The organism is Maribacter litopenaei, assembly GCF_025244665.1.
GTDB lineage: Bacteria > Bacteroidota > Bacteroidia > Flavobacteriales > Flavobacteriaceae > Maribacter > Maribacter litopenaei.
Genome location: NZ_CP104205.1, coordinates 75,307 through 94,200, shown reverse-complemented (window position 1 = coordinate 94,200; position 18,894 = coordinate 75,307). Strand labels below are relative to the sequence as shown.

Annotated in this window: 19 protein-coding genes and 5 pseudogenes; 16 read left to right on the top strand and 8 right to left on the bottom strand. The window is 38.6% G+C overall.

Features of this window, described 5'->3' with window-relative positions:
• Positions 1–29: 29 nt before the first annotated feature.
• From NYZ99_RS00515 to NYZ99_RS00500, 4 genes are all read left to right on the top strand, one after another.
• Positions 30–479, top strand: coding sequence for a DMP19 family protein (locus NYZ99_RS00515; protein WP_260573011.1), 450 nt, complete (start codon positions 30–32; stop codon positions 477–479).
• Between the two features lie 188 nt (positions 480–667).
• Positions 668–1,267: a hypothetical protein gene (locus NYZ99_RS00510; RefSeq protein ID WP_260573010.1), complete on the top strand. Its 600-nt coding sequence runs from the start codon at positions 668–670 to the stop codon at positions 1,265–1,267.
• Positions 1,268–1,300: 33 nt separating this feature from the next.
• Complete coding sequence (locus NYZ99_RS00505) at positions 1,301–1,888, top strand: hypothetical protein (protein ID WP_260573009.1); 588 nt, start codon at positions 1,301–1,303, stop codon at positions 1,886–1,888.
• Positions 1,889–2,073: 185 nt separating this feature from the next.
• A complete protein-coding gene (locus NYZ99_RS00500; protein WP_260573008.1) occupies positions 2,074–2,514 on the top strand; it encodes an SRPBCC domain-containing protein in 441 nt (146 codons plus the stop codon).
• A gap of 128 nt (positions 2,515–2,642) precedes the next feature.
• On the opposite strand, the gene NYZ99_RS00495 is transcribed toward NYZ99_RS00500, so the two are convergent.
• Complete coding sequence (locus NYZ99_RS00495; protein WP_260575302.1) at positions 2,643–2,912, bottom strand: cupin domain-containing protein; 270 nt, start codon at positions 2,910–2,912, stop codon at positions 2,643–2,645.
• Between the two features lie 14 nt (positions 2,913–2,926).
• Positions 2,927–3,076 (bottom strand): hypothetical protein, encoded by a 150-nt coding sequence (locus tag NYZ99_RS00490; RefSeq protein WP_260573007.1) that lies wholly within the window; start codon positions 3,074–3,076, stop codon positions 2,927–2,929.
• Positions 3,077–3,217: 141 nt separating this feature from the next.
• On the opposite strand from NYZ99_RS00490, the gene NYZ99_RS00485 reads away from it, so the two are divergent.
• From NYZ99_RS00485 to NYZ99_RS00460, 6 genes are all read left to right on the top strand, one after another.
• A complete protein-coding gene (locus tag NYZ99_RS00485) occupies positions 3,218–3,382 on the top strand; it encodes a hypothetical protein (RefSeq protein ID WP_260573006.1) in 165 nt (54 codons plus the stop codon).
• A complete protein-coding gene (locus NYZ99_RS00480) occupies positions 3,372–3,755 on the top strand; it encodes a hypothetical protein (protein ID WP_260573005.1) in 384 nt (127 codons plus the stop codon). Before NYZ99_RS00485 ends, NYZ99_RS00480 begins: the two co-directional genes overlap by 11 nt.
• A gap of 141 nt (positions 3,756–3,896) precedes the next feature.
• On the top strand, positions 3,897–4,268 hold the full coding sequence (locus NYZ99_RS00475) for a zinc-binding metallopeptidase family protein (protein ID WP_260573004.1): 372 nt from the start codon (positions 3,897–3,899) through the stop codon (positions 4,266–4,268).
• 11 nt (positions 4,269–4,279) lie between these two features.
• Positions 4,280–5,323 carry a M20/M25/M40 family metallo-hydrolase gene (locus NYZ99_RS00470; protein ID WP_260573003.1) on the top strand — a complete coding sequence of 348 codons (1,044 nt, stop codon included), beginning with the start codon at positions 4,280–4,282 and terminating at the stop codon, positions 5,321–5,323.
• A gap of 66 nt (positions 5,324–5,389) precedes the next feature.
• On the top strand, positions 5,390–5,662 hold the full coding sequence (locus NYZ99_RS00465; protein ID WP_260573002.1) for a hypothetical protein: 273 nt from the start codon (positions 5,390–5,392) through the stop codon (positions 5,660–5,662).
• Positions 5,663–5,728: 66 nt separating this feature from the next.
• Positions 5,729–5,920, top strand: a complete 192-nt coding sequence (locus NYZ99_RS00460; protein ID WP_260573001.1) for a cold-shock protein — start codon at positions 5,729–5,731, stop codon at positions 5,918–5,920.
• Positions 5,921–5,989: 69 nt separating this feature from the next.
• On the opposite strand, the gene NYZ99_RS00455 is transcribed toward NYZ99_RS00460, so the two are convergent.
• A complete protein-coding gene (locus NYZ99_RS00455) occupies positions 5,990–6,433 on the bottom strand; it encodes a nucleoside deaminase (protein ID WP_260573000.1) in 444 nt (147 codons plus the stop codon).
• A 104-nt stretch (positions 6,434–6,537) separates the two neighbouring features.
• Between NYZ99_RS00455 and NYZ99_RS00450 the strand changes: the two are divergent.
• Together NYZ99_RS00450 and NYZ99_RS00445 are read left to right on the top strand one after the other, a co-directional pair.
• Positions 6,538–8,294: pseudogene (locus NYZ99_RS00450) on the top strand (1-deoxy-D-xylulose-5-phosphate synthase).
• A 59-nt stretch (positions 8,295–8,353) separates the two neighbouring features.
• Positions 8,354–9,418 (top strand): DUF3078 domain-containing protein, encoded by a 1,065-nt coding sequence (locus NYZ99_RS00445; RefSeq protein ID WP_260572999.1) that lies wholly within the window; start codon positions 8,354–8,356, stop codon positions 9,416–9,418.
• Here NYZ99_RS00445 and dgt read toward each other — a convergent pair.
• The gene (gene dgt, locus NYZ99_RS00440) at positions 9,415–10,758 is read right to left on the bottom strand and encodes a dGTP triphosphohydrolase (protein WP_260572998.1); all 1,344 of its coding nucleotides are present in this window, start codon (positions 10,756–10,758) and stop codon (positions 9,415–9,417) included. The two genes, NYZ99_RS00445 and dgt, sit on opposite strands and share 4 nt — an antisense overlap.
• A 166-nt stretch (positions 10,759–10,924) precedes the next feature.
• On the opposite strand from dgt, the gene NYZ99_RS00435 reads away from it, so the two are divergent.
• The 4 genes and pseudogenes from NYZ99_RS00435 (at position 10,925) to NYZ99_RS00420 (ending at position 15,931) form a co-directional block, all read left to right on the top strand.
• A complete protein-coding gene (locus NYZ99_RS00435; protein ID WP_260572997.1) occupies positions 10,925–11,287 on the top strand; it encodes a carboxypeptidase-like regulatory domain-containing protein in 363 nt (120 codons plus the stop codon).
• A gap of 284 nt (positions 11,288–11,571) precedes the next feature.
• Positions 11,572–12,777: an OprO/OprP family phosphate-selective porin gene (locus tag NYZ99_RS00430; protein WP_260572996.1), complete on the top strand. Its 1,206-nt coding sequence runs from the start codon at positions 11,572–11,574 to the stop codon at positions 12,775–12,777.
• Positions 12,778–12,848: 71 nt separating this feature from the next.
• Positions 12,849–15,150, top strand: a pseudogene (locus tag NYZ99_RS00425) (inorganic phosphate transporter).
• Between the two features lie 199 nt (positions 15,151–15,349).
• Positions 15,350–15,931 (top strand): DUF6503 family protein, encoded by a 582-nt coding sequence (locus NYZ99_RS00420; RefSeq protein WP_260572995.1) that lies wholly within the window; start codon positions 15,350–15,352, stop codon positions 15,929–15,931.
• Between the two features lie 3 nt (positions 15,932–15,934).
• Here the strand turns inward: NYZ99_RS00420 and nadD are convergent, their stop codons facing one another.
• The 4 genes and pseudogenes from nadD to NYZ99_RS00400 all read right to left on the bottom strand — a co-directional run bounded on the left by nadD (position 15,935) and on the right by NYZ99_RS00400 (position 18,888).
• Complete coding sequence (gene nadD, locus NYZ99_RS00415) at positions 15,935–16,519, bottom strand: nicotinate (nicotinamide) nucleotide adenylyltransferase (RefSeq protein ID WP_260572994.1); 585 nt, start codon at positions 16,517–16,519, stop codon at positions 15,935–15,937.
• Between the two features lie 54 nt (positions 16,520–16,573).
• Positions 16,574–17,156 (bottom strand): annotated as a pseudogene (gene gmk / locus NYZ99_RS00410) (guanylate kinase).
• Positions 17,156–18,014: pseudogene (locus tag NYZ99_RS00405) on the bottom strand (YicC/YloC family endoribonuclease). Before NYZ99_RS00405 ends, gmk begins: the two co-directional pseudogenes overlap by 1 nt.
• Positions 18,015–18,067: 53 nt before the next feature.
• Positions 18,068–18,888 (bottom strand): annotated as a pseudogene (locus NYZ99_RS00400) (3-keto-disaccharide hydrolase).
• Positions 18,889–18,894: the final 6 nt, after the last annotated feature.

Here is an 18,894-nt window from a genome sequence, read left to right as displayed (position 1 = left end):
TATACAATTGTTGTACAGCATTTAACAAAATGATTCGAAAAGTAAAATATGGAATAGCGGAACTGAAAAATTCGACCGACCAAGAGTTAGTTGAACTGATTTATGATAAAGCCTGTGAACTATATTTTGGCACTTTCGGAGAAAGTCTTGACATAGCGGATAAAGCACTTTCTGATTTTTTGGTTATTTGGACATTAGATTCGGAAGTAAAAAATGGTGGATTCGACCAATTCTTTCTGAACAACGGACTTGAATACGGAAAAGAAGCTGTCAACGGATTTACAAGAATTGGCGCAAAAAATTTCGCAACTCTGACTGAAAAGGCGATTGAGATTTTCAAAAAACAGGATTCGGAATTTAAAAATAAACGGAATCCCGATTTTGACAATTTGGACGTAGAATATTATGATTTTGAAAGTTGGGAAAGTTTACAAATCGAATATATCCGCGAAAATTATGAGAAGTTTATTGTGGAATAAAATAAAAACGCTGTACAACACTGGATATAATTCATTTCTTTATTCTAACTAAATTTAAACCAATCAACCATTAACAGGGCCCGATTTCTCCCGGACATTTTCCTGGCTTCGGCTTCGCTCAGCTAGCATGAAAAGTCCGCAATTAATGGTACAAAACCTTAGGCATTTATTTAAAATCATGAACTATAATGAAATTAGCTAAATATTTATGGACAATTGCCTCCTTCTATTTATTAGTAATAGGCTTTTTCTACATCGTCATCTTAAAAGATGCACCAACTGGTGGACAAGAGAGATTTGATTTTATTATAAAAAACTGGGGAATCTATGATTATCAATGGAAAGCCGAATTAATGATGACAACCTTGTTATCAATTTCATCATTTCTTTTTTCCAAATACTCAAAAAATCCAGGATTTATAATTATTGGTGTAGGTCAATTGTTTTTTGCCATGGCCATGCCAGTTAGTATTGGCATCACGCCAAATGCTACTTATGAATTTAGTTCATTAATTGGTAAGGGCGCGCATCAAATGGTAAATTTCGGGATGATGGTAAGCTTAGCAGGATTTATAATCTTGCATTGGAACTCTCGTGTTTTAAATAATTGGTTAAAGGTTTCTGCCTTGATATTAGCAACACTAGCCTTTCTCTCTTTTACAGCTGGATTTTTGAATATAATTGATCCAGCAACAGCTCAAAAAGCAATGCTGCTTGTAATGTTCCTTTATGTAATTAATGGATATTTCGGGATAAAAATAAATGAAACAAATGCCAACAAGGTATAAAAACCATTAAAACGGATTTTATACAAAGCCGTCATGCTTAATTTCAGAAAATGGGAAAAATTACCCCAAGCAAATTATCATGTTGAATTTTTAATAATAGAACCAAAGAAGATAATTATGAAAGAAATACTTGAAGAATATGCTTTGATTGCTGAAATCATATCAGCCCTTGCTGTTATTATTTCATTGATCTTTGTTGGGTTACAAATAAGAAGTAATACGAAAGCAACACAAGCTTCAACTTTTCATGAGATTGCGGCCCTAGATATTCATATACTTCTAAGTTTAGGTTCTTCAAAGGAATCATCTAGAATAATTTCAACTTTCCGAACGAATCCAGATGCCTTGACCGAAGAAGAACATAATTATGGTTTTCACTTGTTTGCTGCGGAAATAAGGCACGTTGAAAATCTATTTTTACAGAACGAAAACAAAATGTTGAGTAAAAAAAGTTGGGAATCTAGAAAATCATTAGTTGATGGAATGGTACTAACTCCTGGCTTTGGAGCACTTTTAAAAAGTCCTAATAAACAATTTTTTGACGGCTCTTTTATTCAATACGCAGAAAGTTTAAGAAAAAAACACTTAGAAAAGGATGGCGATTTTGAAAATAAAAATTAAGTACAACAATGGCCATCAATAATTGCTTGTTCTTGCCTATTTTGGAAATTCCTGCAATCAATTATCTTTAGGGTCAGACGGACATTTCCCTGGCTTCGGCTACGCTCAGCCTAAAAGAAAAGTCCGCAACTAATCATAGCGAACCCGTAACGCCATCGGCATCAATTAAAATTCTATAAAATACCATGAACCCATCCTCCGATCTAGAAATTTTTAGTTCAAGAATTTTAAATTTTCCCGTAGCCAAAGTATATAATGCATTCGCGGAGCCGTCAATCCTAAAAAATTGGTGGGGATCCCATAGGTTTACCAACACCATTCATGAATTTGACCTAAAACCTGGCGGTAATTGGATTCTGACCATGCACGGCCCCGAAAAAGGTAACTATGAGAATGCCTCTGTCTTTGAAATTATAAAGCCGAATGAACTTGTGAGATGGAAAAGGATTTCCCAACCCTTGTTCGATATGGAATTGGGGTTTAAAGAAATCTCCGATTCAAAAAGCGAGATATCATTTCGGATGATTTTTAAAACTGTTGAGGAATGCGATAAAATACGGCCCTTTGCCGAGCCCAAAAATGAAGAAAATTTTGATAGGCTGGAACGTGTTCTCCTAAATTTTTAATCTACAATACACTTCGAATTTCACATATGCTTTATCTCATTTGATAAATAGGATTAAAGTAACAAATGGTTTTATCTGTTTGCTAACGAAAAAGTCAAATAAAATCTTTTTGCCTAAAACCTTCTACCCTAAATTTTAATAATCATATCATAATCAGCTGCAGTAGCCATGACCTTATTGATGATTTCAGGCGCAACCGACTTTTCAACTGCATTTTCTTCATTTTCAGGAACTCCCAATTGTTCAAAAAAATCCCTAAAGCCTTTAGGGCTATGTATGTTTATCCATTTACAGGTATTCTCACTTCTGTTGGCGAAAGTGTGCAACGTATTTGGCGGAATATCAACAGAACTTCCCGCCTTCACATTCATAACTTCACCATTGACCATAAACTCCATTTCGCCCTCAATGATTAGAAATGATTCTTTAAAAGAATTGTGCACATGGGGAGGTGACCTTGCACACCAGCAGGTGTTTCTGCAAACATTAGGTCATAATTCCCGGTAGTGTCATGGGGCGTCACCTTGTGGCCTAGCACCCATTTTGTGTTGGTTGTTTTCATTTTATGAGATTTTTGTCTCACAAACATAAGGGTATATTTTATTTTACCAAATTTTATGAGATATTTGTCTTATGAAACAGGAATACATCAACAAGGGTAGAACCAATCAAAAGATGGAGACTAGGGCTAAAATCCTAAAAAGTGCCCGAATTTTTTGAACAAGGGATTGGAATTCAATTTGGAAGACATTGCAAAAAAAACAGGTATTTCCGAGCCACCATTTATAGATATTTTTCAAATGCGGATGTATTGGCGGCAGAAGCAGCCCTTGATGTAAGCACCAAAAGTCCGAGAAATGATTTATGATAATCTTCAAGGCAAAACTTTAGATGATAAAATTTTTGGTGTTCAGGACTACTACAACACCCTTGCGGTAGATCATGAAAAGTTATTTCGTAAATACATTAGCACCTTTTTGGACTCTAGCACCTCAACTCCCAAAAGAGGTGCCAGGAGGAAAAAAACCTTGCAAATGGTCCTGGAGGACACGGATTTCTCACCCAAGCTGAAAAAGGACCTTTCAAATCTACTTACCGTCTTAATGGGTATTGAACCCCTTATCGTTACCAAGGATGTTTGCGGATTGGATAATACCGAATCGACAGAGCTTTTAAAATGGGGGATGGAACTATTACTAAGAGGTTTAAAAAATTCAAAAGAATCGGCTACTTCAGAATAGGTCTAGGTTCAAATCAACATTTTTCAAGCCAATTTAAGCCCATAAACTTGCCTATGGTGCACCCCAATAATTGTTAGAATCCCAATTAAAATTGCTTACTTTTAAAAAGGCCAAACTAGTTATCCTTAATAAACCAACCCTATGAAAAAAATACTTTTGATTTTGCTGCTCGTGCTACTGGTTGTAGTGGGCATTTTGGTGTTCAATACCTTTCAACTTAGTTCCAAACAAGTTGCCCCTTTATCCGTTGAAAATGTTGAACTTCCTGATGATATTTATCAGAACCTATCCAAAGGTTTGCAATACAAGACTATTTCCTATAGTGAGGACGCTATACCCGATTCCACGGCCTTTTTCGGCTTTCATCAGTTTTTGGAAGAAACCTTTCCTAGGGTACACGAAAAGCTTTACTTGGAAAAAATAAACACGTATAGCTTATTATATACATGGCAAGGTTCAGATCTTTCCAAAAAACCCCTCATTTTAATGTCGCACCAAGATGTGGTCCTGTAGACCAGCCAACGTTGGAAGATTGGGAAGCAGGACCGTTTGAAGGTACGATTACGGATAGCCATATCATTGGCAGGGGTACCTTGGACGATAAAGGCACCCTGATAGGCCTCATGGAGGCGGTGGAAAAATTATTGGAGGAATCCTTCGTTCCTTCACAAACCATTTATCTTGCCTTTGGACACGATGAAGAGGTTGGTGGCGGTAAAGGTGCCGCTGAAATAGCAAAATATTTAAAATCAAAAGGTATACATGCCACTATGGCCTTGGACGAAGGGGGATTTCTAGCTGAAAACCTGGTACCAGGTATAGAGAATCCCGTCGCTATGGTAAATTTGGCTGAAAAGGGATTCGCTTCCTTTAGATTGATTGTTGAAACAAACGGAGGCCATAGTTCGCAACCGCCCAAGGAAAACACCATTGGAATGCTTGCAAAGGCCATTGTGGACCTGGAAAACAATCAACTACCTTATAAATTGGTCAAACCTATTGACTATCAGCTAGAATATATGGGAGCAGAACTACCCTTCTTCAAGAGAATGGCATTTGCCAATCCCTGGTTATTTAAAGACCCAATCCTTGAGGCATTGAACGCCCATACCACAACAGCTCCCACAATTATTGGCGGAGGGGTCAAGAATAACGTAATACCTACCGTAGCCGAAGCGACCATTAACTTTAGAATTCTACCGGGCGAATCCATTGAATCCGTGCAGGACCATATAGAAAGTATCATTTCCGATAAAATTAGGGTGGAACCCGTGGGGTTTTTGACAAACCCTTCAAAAGTTTCAAGTATAGATTCCGATGCCTATAAAACATTAGAACAGACAATTCGCAATCAATTTTCAAATAGTGTGGTAGTACCAGGTTTGGTAGGTGGCGGCACCGATGGACGTTATTTTTATGAGGTTGCAGACGATGTCTTCCGTTTTTACCCAATACGCTTAGGCCCGGATAGTATGACTCGCTTTCACGGAATAGACGAAAAAATAAGTAAGGAAAACTACAAGGAAATTGTTCAGTTCTCCTATCAACTTATCAAGAATTTCAATTAGGCTTTCCAGTTTTTGATATACCGATCTTATTCCATTTATTAATGAGGTAATTCCTAACTTTGTCCCATGAAGTATCTTATAACACTGATTGTCCTCGCCTCATTTGGATGCATCATCTATGGTTTTAACATGGATGATTCAAAACAAGCCACCGCACATAAATTTATAGGGGGTGGAACTGTAGGACTTTTTTTGGTGGCCATGCCCTTGTTCTTGATTAAGGAAAGCCGCGGTAAAAAAATGAACGATTATATGCTCACCGAGGAAAACATTCGTAAAATGCAGGGGAAATCGATAAAAAACACTGAAAATCAAGCTATTCCGAAAGACAAAAATTAATATTTTCTCCCAATTTGACCCAAAAATGATTATTTTAGGGTATTAATTATTTAATTTTTTATTTGAATGACTGGCACAGTAAAATTTTTTAATGAATCCAAAGGTTATGGATTTATTACCAATGACGACACGGGAAAGGACATATTTGTCCATGCGACCGCTCTTAACGGAACGGAGATCAGGGAAGGAGACAAAGTAGAATACGTTGAACAAGAAGGTAGAAAAGGCATAGTTGCAGGGCAGGTAACTGTTCTTTGATTATAAGTATTACATTTTGGAAGAATTGGAACCACGCATTGCGTGGTTTTTTTATGAATACCCCCTTATTTATCGACGTTTTTTCTCAAAAAATCTATTCAAAAGATCCGATGCCTCATGTTCAAGTATACCACTTACCACTTCCGTCTTTGGATGCAAATGGGTGCCCATGGCATTAAAACCACGATGGGGATCCGCCGCGGCATATACAATTTTCGAAATTTGGCTCCGGAATAGGGCGCCGGCGCACATTTGGCAAGGCTCCAAAGTTACATATAGGGTACAATCCCTTAGGTACTTACCTCCTAAAAAATTGGCTGCCGCCGTTATGGCCTGCATTTCTGCATGCGCCGTAACATCGTTCAGTTTTTCAGTGAGGTTATGTGCTCGAGCAATAATTCTGTCCTTGATAACAATGACAGCCCCCACAGGGATTTCATCTTGTTCAAAAGCATGCTCGGCCTCTTGTAGGGCCTTCTTCATGAAATACGAATCATCGAAGGGTGTTATCATACTTCAAAAATACAATAAGATGAACTGGGCCACTAGCTTTTAAAAACAATTGTTTTGGTGCGTAAAAGAAGTATTTTTGCCACGAATTATATTCCAGTGGCTTCATTATTAGCACATATAGACAATCCCGGGATCTAAAAGAGTTATCTGTGGATCAATTACCTCAATTGGTACAGGAGCTACGAGTTTTTATCATTGACATTGTAGCTACAAAGGAAGGACATCTAGGAGCTAGTTTAGGGGTAGTTGAACTCACAGTGGCCCTACATTATGTTTTTAACGCCCCTGAGGACAAACTCATTTGGGATGTGGGACATCAGGCCTATGGGCATAAGATTCTTACGGGCAGGAAGGAAATATTCGAAACCAATAGACAGCTTAACGGCATCAGTGGTTTTCCAAAAATGGCGGAAAGCGAGTATGATGCCTTTGGTACCGGCCACAGCTCCACTTCCATATCGGCCATATTGGGTATGGCACTGGCTTCAAAATTAAAAGGAGAAAAAGATAGACAACATATTGCCATCATAGGGGATGCCTCCATTGCCAGCGGAATGGCCTTTGAAGGGCTTAACCACGCCGGTGTTACAGATACCAACATCCTCATTATCCTAAATGATAATGCCATAGGAATCGACCCCAGTGTTGGCGCATTAAAAAAATACCTTACCAATGTAAAAAAGGGTACCGCGAAGGATGAGAATATCTTTGAATGTCTCAACTTTAATTATTCCGGTCCTGTGGATGGGCATGACCTTCATATGCTAATAAACGAACTGGAGCGCTTAAAATCAGTTTCCGGGCCTAAATTATTGCATGTCATCACCACCAAGGGGAGAGGCCTTAAAAAAGCCGAAGAAAATCAGGTAACCTATCATGCCCCAGGCAAATTTGATAAAAGAACTGGGGAGCTTATTAAAAAAAGTGACCAACCCCAACCCCTAAAATTTCAGGATGTTTTTGGATATACCTTGGTAGAACTAGCCCAAAAAAATGAAAAAATCGTGGGTATTACCCCTGCTATGCCCACCGGTAGTTCCCTAAAGTATATGATGGAGACTATCCCGAACGTGCCTTCGATGTGGGAATTGCTGAGCAACATGCTGTAACCATGGCTGCTGGGATGGCCGCGGCGGGGTTGATTCCTTTTTGCAATATTTACTCCACTTTCCTGCAACGTGCCTATGATCAGGTCATCCACGATGTGGCCTTACAAAATATACCGGTCGTTTTTTGTTTGGATAGAGCGGGATTAGTGGGGCAAGATGGACCCACGCATCATGGAGTTTTTGATATTGCCTATCTACGGTGTATTCCAAATCTCATGCTTTGCTCGCCAATGAACGAGGTAGAGCTTAGGAATATCATGTACACGGCCCAATTGGGATTACAACATCCTATCGCTATTCGCTATCCAAGAGGTAGGGGCGTCTTATTGGATTGGAAACGACCTTTTGAAAAAATGACAATTGGGACTTCTATTGAAATCAAAAAAGGAACAAAAATCGCCATTCTTAGTACCGATCCCATTGGAAATGAGGTCACAGAATTTACGGGAAATATTGAACAAGGTAAAACTGTGGGGCATTACCACTTTCCGTTTATCAAACCTCTTGACAAAAAACGCATACAACAGGTATTACATAATTATGAACATATTATTACCATAGAGGATGGTTCGGCCATTGGTGGGTTTGGAAGCGGCATTTTGGAAGTGGCCAATGGTTTAGGTATCCAAAAAACGATAAAGGTGTTTGGAATTCCCGATGAATTTATCCCTCATGGTACTCAAGAAGAATTGTACCGTTTGGTACACATTGACAATCAATCCATAAAATCATATATAGAAAACCTTTTATGAAAATTTCAATTAAAGGCAATTCACTACTAACATTCTGCCTACTATTTATTTTTTCGACTATGGCCTTGTCACAGGATACGATACCCTCTCCCATAGTCCCGGATACCGTTATCATCGATACTACAGTTGTGGATACCATTGTCATTAGAAAAACCCAGGAAAAAATAAAACATATTCCCAGGGGAGTGAACCTAACGAACCCCGTCATCTCTTTTAAACGTACGAGACCCTTAAAAGACAAATACGATCCATTTCGCGTACCCTCCTTTTGGATCAAGGAAAATATGCTGGGAATCAACTTAAGCGAGGTAGCCTTTGTCAATTGGAACGCGGGGGGTGACAATGCGGTCAGCGGACTGGGATTTCTAAAATTTGTTCGGGACTATAAGTTTAGATATTTCAAATGGGATAATAATATTGAACTTAGGTACGGACTCAATGCCCAGGAAGGTAGAAAAATAAGAAAGACAGAAGATGTGATACGTTTAAGTTCCAACGTAGGCTATAGAAGGGATACGATCAGTAATTGGTATTATTCCGTTCAATTAAACTTTAACACACAATTCTCCAATGGTTATAAATATCCCGATAGGGATAACCCGATCTCAAGGTTCATGGCCCCGGGATATCTCTTCTTTGGTGCGGGTACGGCCTACATCAGTAAAAATCAAAAGTTCAACTTATACATGTCCCCTTTGACCCAAAAATCCACCTTTGTCCTGGATCAAGATTTGGCGGATAAAGGAGCGTTTGGTGTAGAGAAAGCCATATTGGATGCGAATGGAAATGTAATTACACCAGGGGAAAACCATCGGCTAGAGCTAGGTATCTTGGTTACCCATAAATGGGAAGTCAATATTGCAGAGAATATTGATATCAATAGCCGCCTAAATTTATATACAGATTATCTTAAAAGTTTCGGAAATGTGGATGTTGACTGGGAATTAAATGTAAAAATGCGTGTCAATAAATACATATTAACCACCTTGGGTACCCATGTAATCTATGATGACGATATCCTTTTTGACGAAGTACAAAACGATGCGGGCATCGTTACCGATCCAGGTATCCCTAAAATACAATTTAAACAAGTTTTGGGAGTAGGTGTCGCCGTTGATTTTTAAAGTTGCTTGCCCGTAATTTTATTATGAATATGCACGGCTGAACTATCGGATAGACTTGCCACATAACAACAGGTATTCAATAAGGTTTCATATAGCGACAAATTCGTTCTTCGATAAAATTCCGGTAACGTCTGCAGAACCAAATGATGATAATTGGACGCGGTGCTCTGCATTTTTTTAACAAGGGCATCTGTATATACCTCCAAAATGTCCGCTATTATCTTATACCCTGCAATCTCCTTTTCAATAACTTCTTGATCCTTGTACACCTTTTCCACGCTTAAGCTTATAATATCCCGTATTTGGGCATCATACTTGCTTTTGTCCATTAGGGACACATCGAATGTACCATCTAGTATATTTTCTTCATTGTCCATAAAAATGGATACTGCATCTTGAATAAGGGTGTTTATGGCCAAGGCCCGTAAATAACTGATACGATCCTCCTTATACTCAAGTGTATTATACTTTTTGGTATTTATAGAGTCCTTTACCAAATTTATAAGGTATTCCAAGGCGTAATCCTCTGAAATTAAACCGAGATTTATGCCATCCTCAAAGTCGATGATGGTATAACAAATATCATCTGCAGCCTCTACCAAATAGGTCAATGGATGCCTAGCGAAAGATATCTCTTCACCATTACGGGTTTGTAATAATCCTAGATCCTTGGCGACTTCAAAAAAAGCATCCTTTTCTGACTGAAAAAATCCAAACTTCTTATCGGAAATATGCTTCGTAGGCTTTTTAGGTAGTGATTCCTTCGGGTATTTCATAAAGGCACCAAGGGTGGCATAACTTAAACGTAAGCCTCCGGAGACTCCCGCCCTATCCTGTGTCAATAGTTTGAAACCATTGGCATTGCCCTCAAAATCTATGATGTCCTGGTATTCCTTAGGTGTCAATTGTTCCTTGAACATCCTTCCCTTTCCATTCTTGAAAAACTCGCCTATGGCTTTTTCACCGCTATGGCCAAAAGGAGGATTGCCAATGTCATGTGCCAAGGCCGCCGCAGCTACGATAGCTCCAAAATCATTGAATTTGTAGCCATGTATCTCTTTTAAATGAGGGTGTTTATCCAGGATTTTTTGGCCGGCCAACCTACCCGGACTTCTTCCCACTACGGAAACCTCCAAACTATGGGTCAGTCTAGTATGAACAAAATCAGTTTTAGAAAGAGGTATTACCTGAGTTTTGTCCTGTAGGCTTCTAAAGGCCGCAGAGAATATGATTCGGTCGTAATCCACATCAAAACCCAAACGGGTCTCGTTCTGCTCGTTCCTTATCCTTTTATTGACATCGCCCTTTCTTCGCAATGATAGTAATTGCTCCCAATTCATGTTACTCATTTAATCCTTGCAAGATACATTTTTTGTGCTGTAGAAGTACTTAAGAATTGAGCAAAGACACCAATACCTTAACCTTTTAAAAATAAAGAGATAACCAGTACGTAACCTTAATTTAACCTTGTTGAAGTTATTTTGTCAATAAATAAATCAAATTAATATGAAAGTAATGATTATTGGCATTTTCTTTATGATTCCATTTCTTTCAATAGCCCAAAATACGGGAGTCTTAAAAGGTAAGGTTTTAGATGCTGAAGTTTTTAACGAGCCACTAATGATGGCCAACTTACAGCTAAAGAATACTGAATGGCAAACGAGAACCAATTTTAATGGCAATTTTGAATTTGAAGCTATTGAACCTGGTAAATATATCCTTCAAATAAGCTTCCCTGGCTATGAAACCCTGGAACAAATGGTAGAAATAAACGCCGACCAGAGCATTTACTTACAAAAGGCCTTGTATGGTAAATCTATCAATCCAGTTGATTTGATGATGGATGATAGCGCCAAAATGGATAAATAAAACAATCGCACTTTTCGCGCAATAAAACAAGCTTTTAGTTCGGTTAACAAAAACTTAACATTCAAAAAAATCATGTTAAGTTAGGTTCGATGGATTCTCGAAAATGCTAAAAACATAAGGATTTCTTAGGGATAATGGTTTTTGTCGACTTTTTCCTAGAATTCCGAGGCTACCTTCTTCAAGGTAGCTTTTTTTGTTTTTGAAGCAAACATATAACAATCAAGCAACTTTAACTTAACATTGGATATAGTTCTTTGCAGCGACAAAAATCATTACCCGCATTCATGAAATTCAAATTTATATCCCTAGGGATTCTTACACTTTGTCTTAATTTTTCCAATGCCCAGGAAACAAATGCACCAGCATTTGGAAAGGGTCTTTTCGATCTAGTTGGAAAAGACAGTACTTGGAGCATGAAGATTGGCACTAGAATGCAATTCCTTACAATCGCCACCTGGGACGACGATACCGAAAATGGCTTGGTAGACCCCGAACAAAGTTTCTTGGTCCGTAGGGCACGTCTAAAATTCGATGGTTTTGCCTACTCCCCTAAATTAAAATACAAAATTGAACTTGGACTTTCCAATAGGGACATTGGTGGAGCTTCTGAATTTACCAATAATGCCCCCCGCTACATATTGGATGCTGTTATTATGTGGAATTTCTATGGGAATTTTGAATTTTGGATGGGACAGACCAAGTTACCGGGTAATATTGAACGCGTTATCTCTTCCGGCAACCTCCAACAAGTAGACCGCTCATTGCTGAACAGTCGTTTTAACATTGATCGAGACCTTGGCATACAGTTAAGATATCATTTTAATCTTACGGATACCTTTTTGGTTCGTGAAAAATTAGCAGTTTCCATGGGTGAAGGAAGGAATGTTACTACTGGAAATTTAGGTGGTTACCAACATACGGCAAGATTGGAACTGCTCCCTTTTGGGGCCTTTAAAAGCAAGGGAGACTACTTTGGAAGCGATCTAAAGAGGGAAGAAACACCCAAACTAATGTTGGCCGCTACCTTTGATACAAACCAGGACGCTGTAAAGACCAGGAGCAATCTAGGATCCTATATGGTCAATGATACTGGTTTTTACCGGACGGACATCAATACCATTTTCATTGACGCCATGTTCAAGTATAGGGGGTTTTCACTGATGGGCGAATATGCTAATAGAACTGCAGAAGATCCCATCGCAAAAAATTCTGATGGTACTCCTACAGGTGACGAGGTTCAAGTAGGAACCGGTCTTAACCTGCAGAGCGGTTATCTTTTCAAAAATAATTGGGAGGTTTCCGGAAGGTTTACAAATATTCATTTGGATGAAATAGTCACGGGTAAAAATCCGGAAAATCAATACACTTTGGGATTATCCAAGTATATTGCTGGTCATAAACTAAAAGTACAGACGGACGTAAGCTATTTATCTGTTGAAAATGACACTAACAGACTCATGGGTAGACTTCAGTTTGATATTCACTTTTAGTTTAAAAATAACATTTTGGTAACATTGCCAGTAGTACTCTTATAGATATTTGTAAAATTATTTTTTGAATTATGGATAACATTTACTTATTGATTGTCATTGCTTTAGCAGCGTTGGCTGTTGCAGATTTGGTGGTAGGGGTTAGCAACGATGCGGTTAATTTTTTGAACTCCGCCATTGGCTCTAAAGCCATTTCATTCAAGACCATTATGATCGTAGCTAGTTTGGGGATAATTTGTGGTACCGTATTCTCGAGTGGTTTAATGGAAGTGGCCGGAAAAGGTATATTCAATCCTGGAGAATTTTATTTTGACGAAATCATGTTCATTTTTATGGCTGTGATGATTACTGATATTCTACTATTAGATTTTTTCAATACTTTGGGAATGCCTACCTCTACAACGGTCTCCATCGTTTTTAACTTATTGGGAGCTGCTGTTGCCATGGGTCTTATAAAAATAGCAGCGAGCAGTGGAAGCATAGCAGAAGTAGTAAAATATATCAATAACGAAAAGGCTTTTCAAATAATATCGGGAATATTATTATCCGTGGTGGTGGCTTTTACCATTGGTGCCCTAGTTCAGTTTATATCCGAGACTTCTGCTGTCGTATGATTATCAAAAAAAGTCAGCTTGGGTAGGCGCTATTTTTGGAGGTATTGCACTATCTTCCATTACTTATTTCATTTTACTCAAGGGCATCAAAGGAACACCTTATGCGGATCAGAGTTTTGATTTGATTGGTGGTGTTACCATAAAGGACTTTTTAGAACAAAAATGGATTTCAGTCATATCTGCAAACTTTGTGATATGGTCAATCATATCCTACTTTTTAATGACATTTGCCAAAACCAACATCTACAAATTGATTATTGGAGTTGGAACATTCGCCTTGGCTTTAGCCTTCGCCGGTAACGACCTTGTGAACTTTATAGGAGTACCTATAGCTGCTTGGCAATCGTATATTGAATGGGAATCCTCAGGAATTCCTGCAACCGAATTCAGTATGGAAATTTTAAGTAATACAGTAGCTACCCCCACCCTTCTTTTATTCTTATCAGGCATCATTATGGTGGTGACCCTATGGTTATCCAAAAAAGCCAGGTATGTAGCAGATACGGAAATAAATCTATCCAGGGAAGGTGAGGCAAAAGAAAGATTTCAACCTAACTTTTTATCAAGAAGTATTGTTCGATTTTCTATGGGCCTTTCGGAAGTAACCACAAATCTTCTACCTAAAAGTTGGCAAGCAAAGATAGAGGAACGATTTAAGAAGCCAGTAATTCCTCTTTCAAAAAATAAATTTCATGAGTTGCCAGCTTTTGATATGGTACGAGCAGCAGTGAACCTAATGGTGGCGGGTATTTTGATTTCCATTGCTACATCCTATAAACTACCATTATCCACTACTTATGTAACCTTCATGGTAGCCATGGGTACCTCGCTCGCGGATAGGGCTTGGGGGGCAGAAAGTGCCGTTTATAGGGTTGCCGGGGTTTTAAATGTAATTGGAGGATGGTTTGGAACCGCACTAATCGCATTTATTGCCTCAGGAACCATCTTGGCCCTTATTAGTTTTGGAAAAGGTGCTGCAATTGCAATTCTATTATTCGCGGCAATCCTACTGTTGGCAAGAAATTACATTTCGCACAAGAAAAAATCTAAGGAAATAAAGGCGGAATATTCCTTGAACAAAGCAGAAAGTAGCTCAATACAAGGAGTCATTGAAGAAAGCGCCCACAATATCTCCAATGTTCTTAAAAGAACTAATAAAATCTATACTAACACCATTAACGGTTTGGCGGTTCAAGACTTGGATTTATTGAAGAAAAACAAAAAACAAGGTGCAAAACTAAGCAATGAAATAGATTCCCTAAGGGACAACATTTTCTTTTTCATTAAAAACTTGGATGAAAACAGTGTAGGCGCAAGTAACTTTTATATAACCGTTCTTGGCCATCTTACGGATATTGCCCAATCATTGGAGTATATAGGTAAGGTAAGCCACAAACATGTGAACAATAACCACAAGAAATTAAAATACAATCAGATAAAGGAACTTAAACAAATCGACTCTAAATTGGACGAAGTACTGAGTCTTACCCAAAAATCATTTGATAATAAATCTTTTGAAGAGATTGGGGACGTATTGCTTAAGAAACAGGAGTTGTTTGATCTGGTATCCGAAAAAATACAGCGACAAGTAGAACGTACGCGAACAGAGGAGTCTAGCCCAAAAAATACAACTTTATATTTCTCATTATTGTTGGAAACAAAAGATTTAATGACTGCCACAATGGAATTGTTGGAGCAATATTACAATGAACATGACAGCACAGTGGCCCCTGCAAAAATGGTAGAAACCATCAATTAAAAACAAATACTAATATATTTGGGATAACTTGCATAGTAAGAATTTACATAACTATTATGTTTAAACTTAGGATTCTTGTAATTATGCTTATGCTAGTTCTTGGAATACAAGCTCAGGGACAATTAACCGGTTCCCAACTTCGGAGAAAGCCATTGCCTATCATGACCCAAATGGTCATTGGAAATCTTTTAAAGGCAAAATGGCAATAATAATGACTACTCCGGATAATGTACCTAGAAGAACACACTTAGATTTAAATCTTTCTGCAAGTTATTTTAAGTCTTCGGTTAGAAAGGGAAATCATACCGTAGATTATATTATAGACAAAGGTAATTGTAAGCTATTACTTAATAATAGTCCTGATATTGCTGACCATTATAGGGACAGTCTACAGATTACCTGTAACCGAGCCAATAGGATGAAAGATTATTATACGTATCTCTATGGCCTTCCAATGAAACTAAAAGATCCTGGTACCCAAATAGACCCCAAGGTTCGTAAAAAATCCTTCAAGGGGAAGGAGTATTTGGTACTAAAGGTCACGTACGATGAAAAGGTAGGAAGCGACACTTGGTACTTTTATTTTGACCCATCAAATTACAACATGGAAGTATATCAATTTTACCATGACGAATCTAAAAACGATGGCGAATACATACTGCTTTCCGAAGAAATCACGGTAAATGATATAAAAATGCCCAAAATTAGGGCCTGGTATTACAATAAGGATGACAAGTATTTAGGCACGGACGATCTTGTAAAGGCCAACACATTGAATTAATCTTTATCGGTAAAAATTCATTTCATCCATGTATTTCCATACGGCTTGTGGTAGCATTGGCCTAATATTTTTACCTTTTTTATGTTCCCTTCGGATGAAGGTGGAAGAAATTTCCATAATAGGTGCCGCTACCCTATGGATTCTAGGATGCTCCTTGAATTGACTTTCAATTGTACCCTCAGAGACCCTGGGATATACATACAAGTCATATCCTTCCAATATCTCCTCATAGTTCTTCCACTTATGAAAACCTTTTAGGTTATCCTCCCCCATAATCAAACAGAATCGATGCCCATTTGGATACTTTTCAGTCAAATGGACCAGTGTATTAATGGTGTAATTGGGCTGTGGAAGGTCAAATTCAATTTTGGATGGTTTTAATCTTGGATACTCCTCCGTAGCTTCCAGTACCATCTGATATCTATGGTGATTGTCCAAAAGGGATTTCTTGACTTTAAACGGGCTTTGGGGGGTTACTACGAACCAAACCTCATCAAGATCGGAAAACTCCACCATGTGGTTCGCAATGACCATATGGCCAATATGAATCGGGTTGAAAGTACCAAAATAGAGACCTACCTTTTTCATGACCTATATGAGCTTTGCTGATACGATTTTAAAATAGAAGGACATCTGAAAGTACTATTCCTTTTTTTTGGCACCTACAAAATCTGCAACCAGTTCTTCTGCCTCTTTTAATGCCACTTTTAAATCGTAGTTTTTGATGATTTTGTCAAACTGCGGTGCGGTCGCTAATTCCACGGAAGCCTTAGCTATTCGCATATTGATTTTATCGTCACTTTCCGTACTGCGCTTTTTCAATCGAATTTTAAGCTCATCCACACTTGGCGGCTTTACGAAAACGGCCAAGGTACGCTCTGAAATTTCTTTTTTATGCGAAGCCCCCCAACAACATCGATATCAAAAATTACATTCTTGCCTTGGGCCCATAAACGCTCCACCTCGCTCTTTAAGGTTCCATAAAAGTTGTCCCTATACACTTCCTCCCATTCCAAAAAATCGTCATTTTTGATATGGTTCTTGAACTCGGAAACTGTCATAAAATAATAGTGCTCCTTGTTTTTCTCCTTTCCTCTTCTAGGTCCGGAGGTAGCAGACACAGAAAATGCCAAATTGAGTTCGGACACCCCAATAAATGACGGACAATGGTCGTTTTTCCACTTCCGGACGGGGCAGAGAATATGATGAGTTTTCCACCTTCCATTATAACACGTTTAGCATTTGTTCCTTTATCTTCTCCAATTCATCCTTCATTTGCACCACCAATTGCTGCATTGGGGCGTAATTGGCCTTGGATCCAATGGTATTGATTTCACGTCCCATTTCCTGTGAGATAAAGCCCAGTTTTTTACCATTGCTATCATTGGACTTCAAGGTCTTTTCAAAATATTCCAAGTGATTGGCCAAACGAACCTTTTCCTCTGTAATATCGTATTTTTCCAAATAATAAATAAGCTCCTGCTCAAAACGATTCTCATCTACTTCGGCTTTGATATCCTGTACGGCCTTTTCCAGTCGCTCCCTAACGTTCGACTGCCTTTCACGGATCCATCGAAACAACTTTGTCCAACAAAACCTTCAATGCGCTTATTCTTTCTAAAAAGTCCTTTTCCAATACGCTACCCTCTTCGGATATAAATGAATTTATTTCGGCAAGTGCCCCATTCAAAGCATTCAAGATAGCTGTATACTCTTCATCAGCTATATCATCCCTATCGGTTCGCATGGCATCCGGCAATCTCAAGGCCATTTCCAACAGTTCGATATCCTTTCCGTCTGCTATGGCCCTTAATTGCTTCATGTATTGCTTTACCACACTTTCGTTTACTTGTCCGGAAGCATCATCCCCCGTGATTTCCACATATAAATTAAAATCAACTTTTCCACGTTGCAAGGAGTTAGCAATCATTTTTCTAAGTTCCAACTCCTTTTCTCGATAAGCGGAAGGCATCCGAGCATTCAAATCAATGCTCTTGCTGTTCAATGATTTTATTTCTACGGTGATTTTCTTTGTTGGAAGCTGTACCACATGCTTTCCAAATCCAGTCATGGATTGAATCATAGATCAAATTTAATTTGCGGTAAAGGTAACTTATTTGAACGGGTATATAGTTTCTATAGCTCCCTGACCCAAATATTGCGATAACTTACACGACTATCGTCTCCATGATCCTGTAAAATTAAAGGACCTTTGCCATGTGCGGGATTTTTGGGCCACCCTATATAAGGTGTGGTGCCTTTAATTTCAATATGGTCCTGTACCGAACACCATTATGGATAACCGTTATGGTACCTGATTTAATTTTACCACCCTCTTCATTGAACTCAGGGGCATGATAAATAATATCGTAGGTATTCCATTCTCCAGTTGGTACTGAGGCCATGGCCAAAGGCACATGTTGCTTATAAATAGAAGCCACCTGACCATTGACATAGGTTGGGTTGTTGTTTTGGTCCAATACCTGAACTTCATACAGTCCATTAAGGAAAATACCGCTATTGCCCCTATTCTGACCTTCCCTTTGCACTGGAAGAGGCGATTTCCATTCAATGTGCAATTGAATGTCCCCAAAATTTTGTTTTGTTTGGATGTCGCCCGTTTTGTCGTTTACGGTCATACTGCCATCATCATTCAAATGCCATTTGGCCGCAGTACTATCCTTGGCGGAGATCCAGTTGTCCAAGCTGCTGCCATCGAACAAGATTATGGCATCACTTGGAGCGCCGCTTTGAGAAGTTGGGTTTACTACTGGAACCTTTGGCTCATAAAACTCGGTTTCTTCCGGAGTGGTCGGTTCGGTTCCACTATATTCCTCATATACAATCACCTCATCCTTGGACTGTGTTTCAGGATTCTTTGTTTCCTCTTTGGCCTTTTCCTGACATGAGGTAAATAAAACTGAAAATAGCAGTCCGCTAATACATAATCTCTTCATAATTTA

Bases quoted from the DNA above. Each gene is read 5' to 3' on its own strand.
- NYZ99_RS00465 (WP_260573002.1), top strand. From the start codon at position 5,390: ATGAAGTATCTTATAACACTGATTGTCCTCGCCTCATTTGGATGCATC.
- NYZ99_RS00505 (WP_260573009.1), top strand. From the start codon at position 1,301: ATGCTTAATTTCAGAAAATGGGAAAAATTACCCCAAGCAAATTATCAT.
- NYZ99_RS00515 (WP_260573011.1), top strand. From the start codon at position 30: ATGATTCGAAAAGTAAAATATGGAATAGCGGAACTGAAAAATTCGACC.
- NYZ99_RS00495 (WP_260575302.1), bottom strand. From the start codon at position 2,912: ATGGAGTTTATGGTCAATGGTGAAGTTATGAATGTGAAGGCGGGAAGT.
- NYZ99_RS00420 (WP_260572995.1), top strand. From the start codon at position 15,350: ATGGCAATAATAATGACTACTCCGGATAATGTACCTAGAAGAACACAC.
- NYZ99_RS00445 (WP_260572999.1), top strand. From the start codon at position 8,354: ATGGCCTTGTCACAGGATACGATACCCTCTCCCATAGTCCCGGATACC.
- NYZ99_RS00490 (WP_260573007.1), bottom strand. From the start codon at position 3,076: ATGAAAACAACCAACACAAAATGGGTGCTAGGCCACAAGGTGACGCCC.
- dgt (WP_260572998.1), bottom strand. From the start codon at position 10,758: ATGAATTGGGAGCAATTACTATCATTGCGAAGAAAGGGCGATGTCAAT.
- NYZ99_RS00475 (WP_260573004.1), top strand. From the start codon at position 3,897: ATGAAAAAAATACTTTTGATTTTGCTGCTCGTGCTACTGGTTGTAGTG.
- NYZ99_RS00435 (WP_260572997.1), top strand. From the start codon at position 10,925: ATGAAAGTAATGATTATTGGCATTTTCTTTATGATTCCATTTCTTTCA.
- NYZ99_RS00455 (WP_260573000.1), bottom strand. From the start codon at position 6,433: ATGATAACACCCTTCGATGATTCGTATTTCATGAAGAAGGCCCTACAA.
- NYZ99_RS00460 (WP_260573001.1), top strand. From the start codon at position 5,729: ATGACTGGCACAGTAAAATTTTTTAATGAATCCAAAGGTTATGGATTT.
- NYZ99_RS00500 (WP_260573008.1), top strand. From the start codon at position 2,074: ATGAACCCATCCTCCGATCTAGAAATTTTTAGTTCAAGAATTTTAAAT.
- NYZ99_RS00480 (WP_260573005.1), top strand. From the start codon at position 3,372: ATGATTTATGATAATCTTCAAGGCAAAACTTTAGATGATAAAATTTTT.
- nadD (WP_260572994.1), bottom strand. From the start codon at position 16,519: ATGAAAAAGGTAGGTCTCTATTTTGGTACTTTCAACCCGATTCATATT.
- NYZ99_RS00510 (WP_260573010.1), top strand. From the start codon at position 668: ATGAAATTAGCTAAATATTTATGGACAATTGCCTCCTTCTATTTATTA.
- NYZ99_RS00430 (WP_260572996.1), top strand. From the start codon at position 11,572: ATGAAATTCAAATTTATATCCCTAGGGATTCTTACACTTTGTCTTAAT.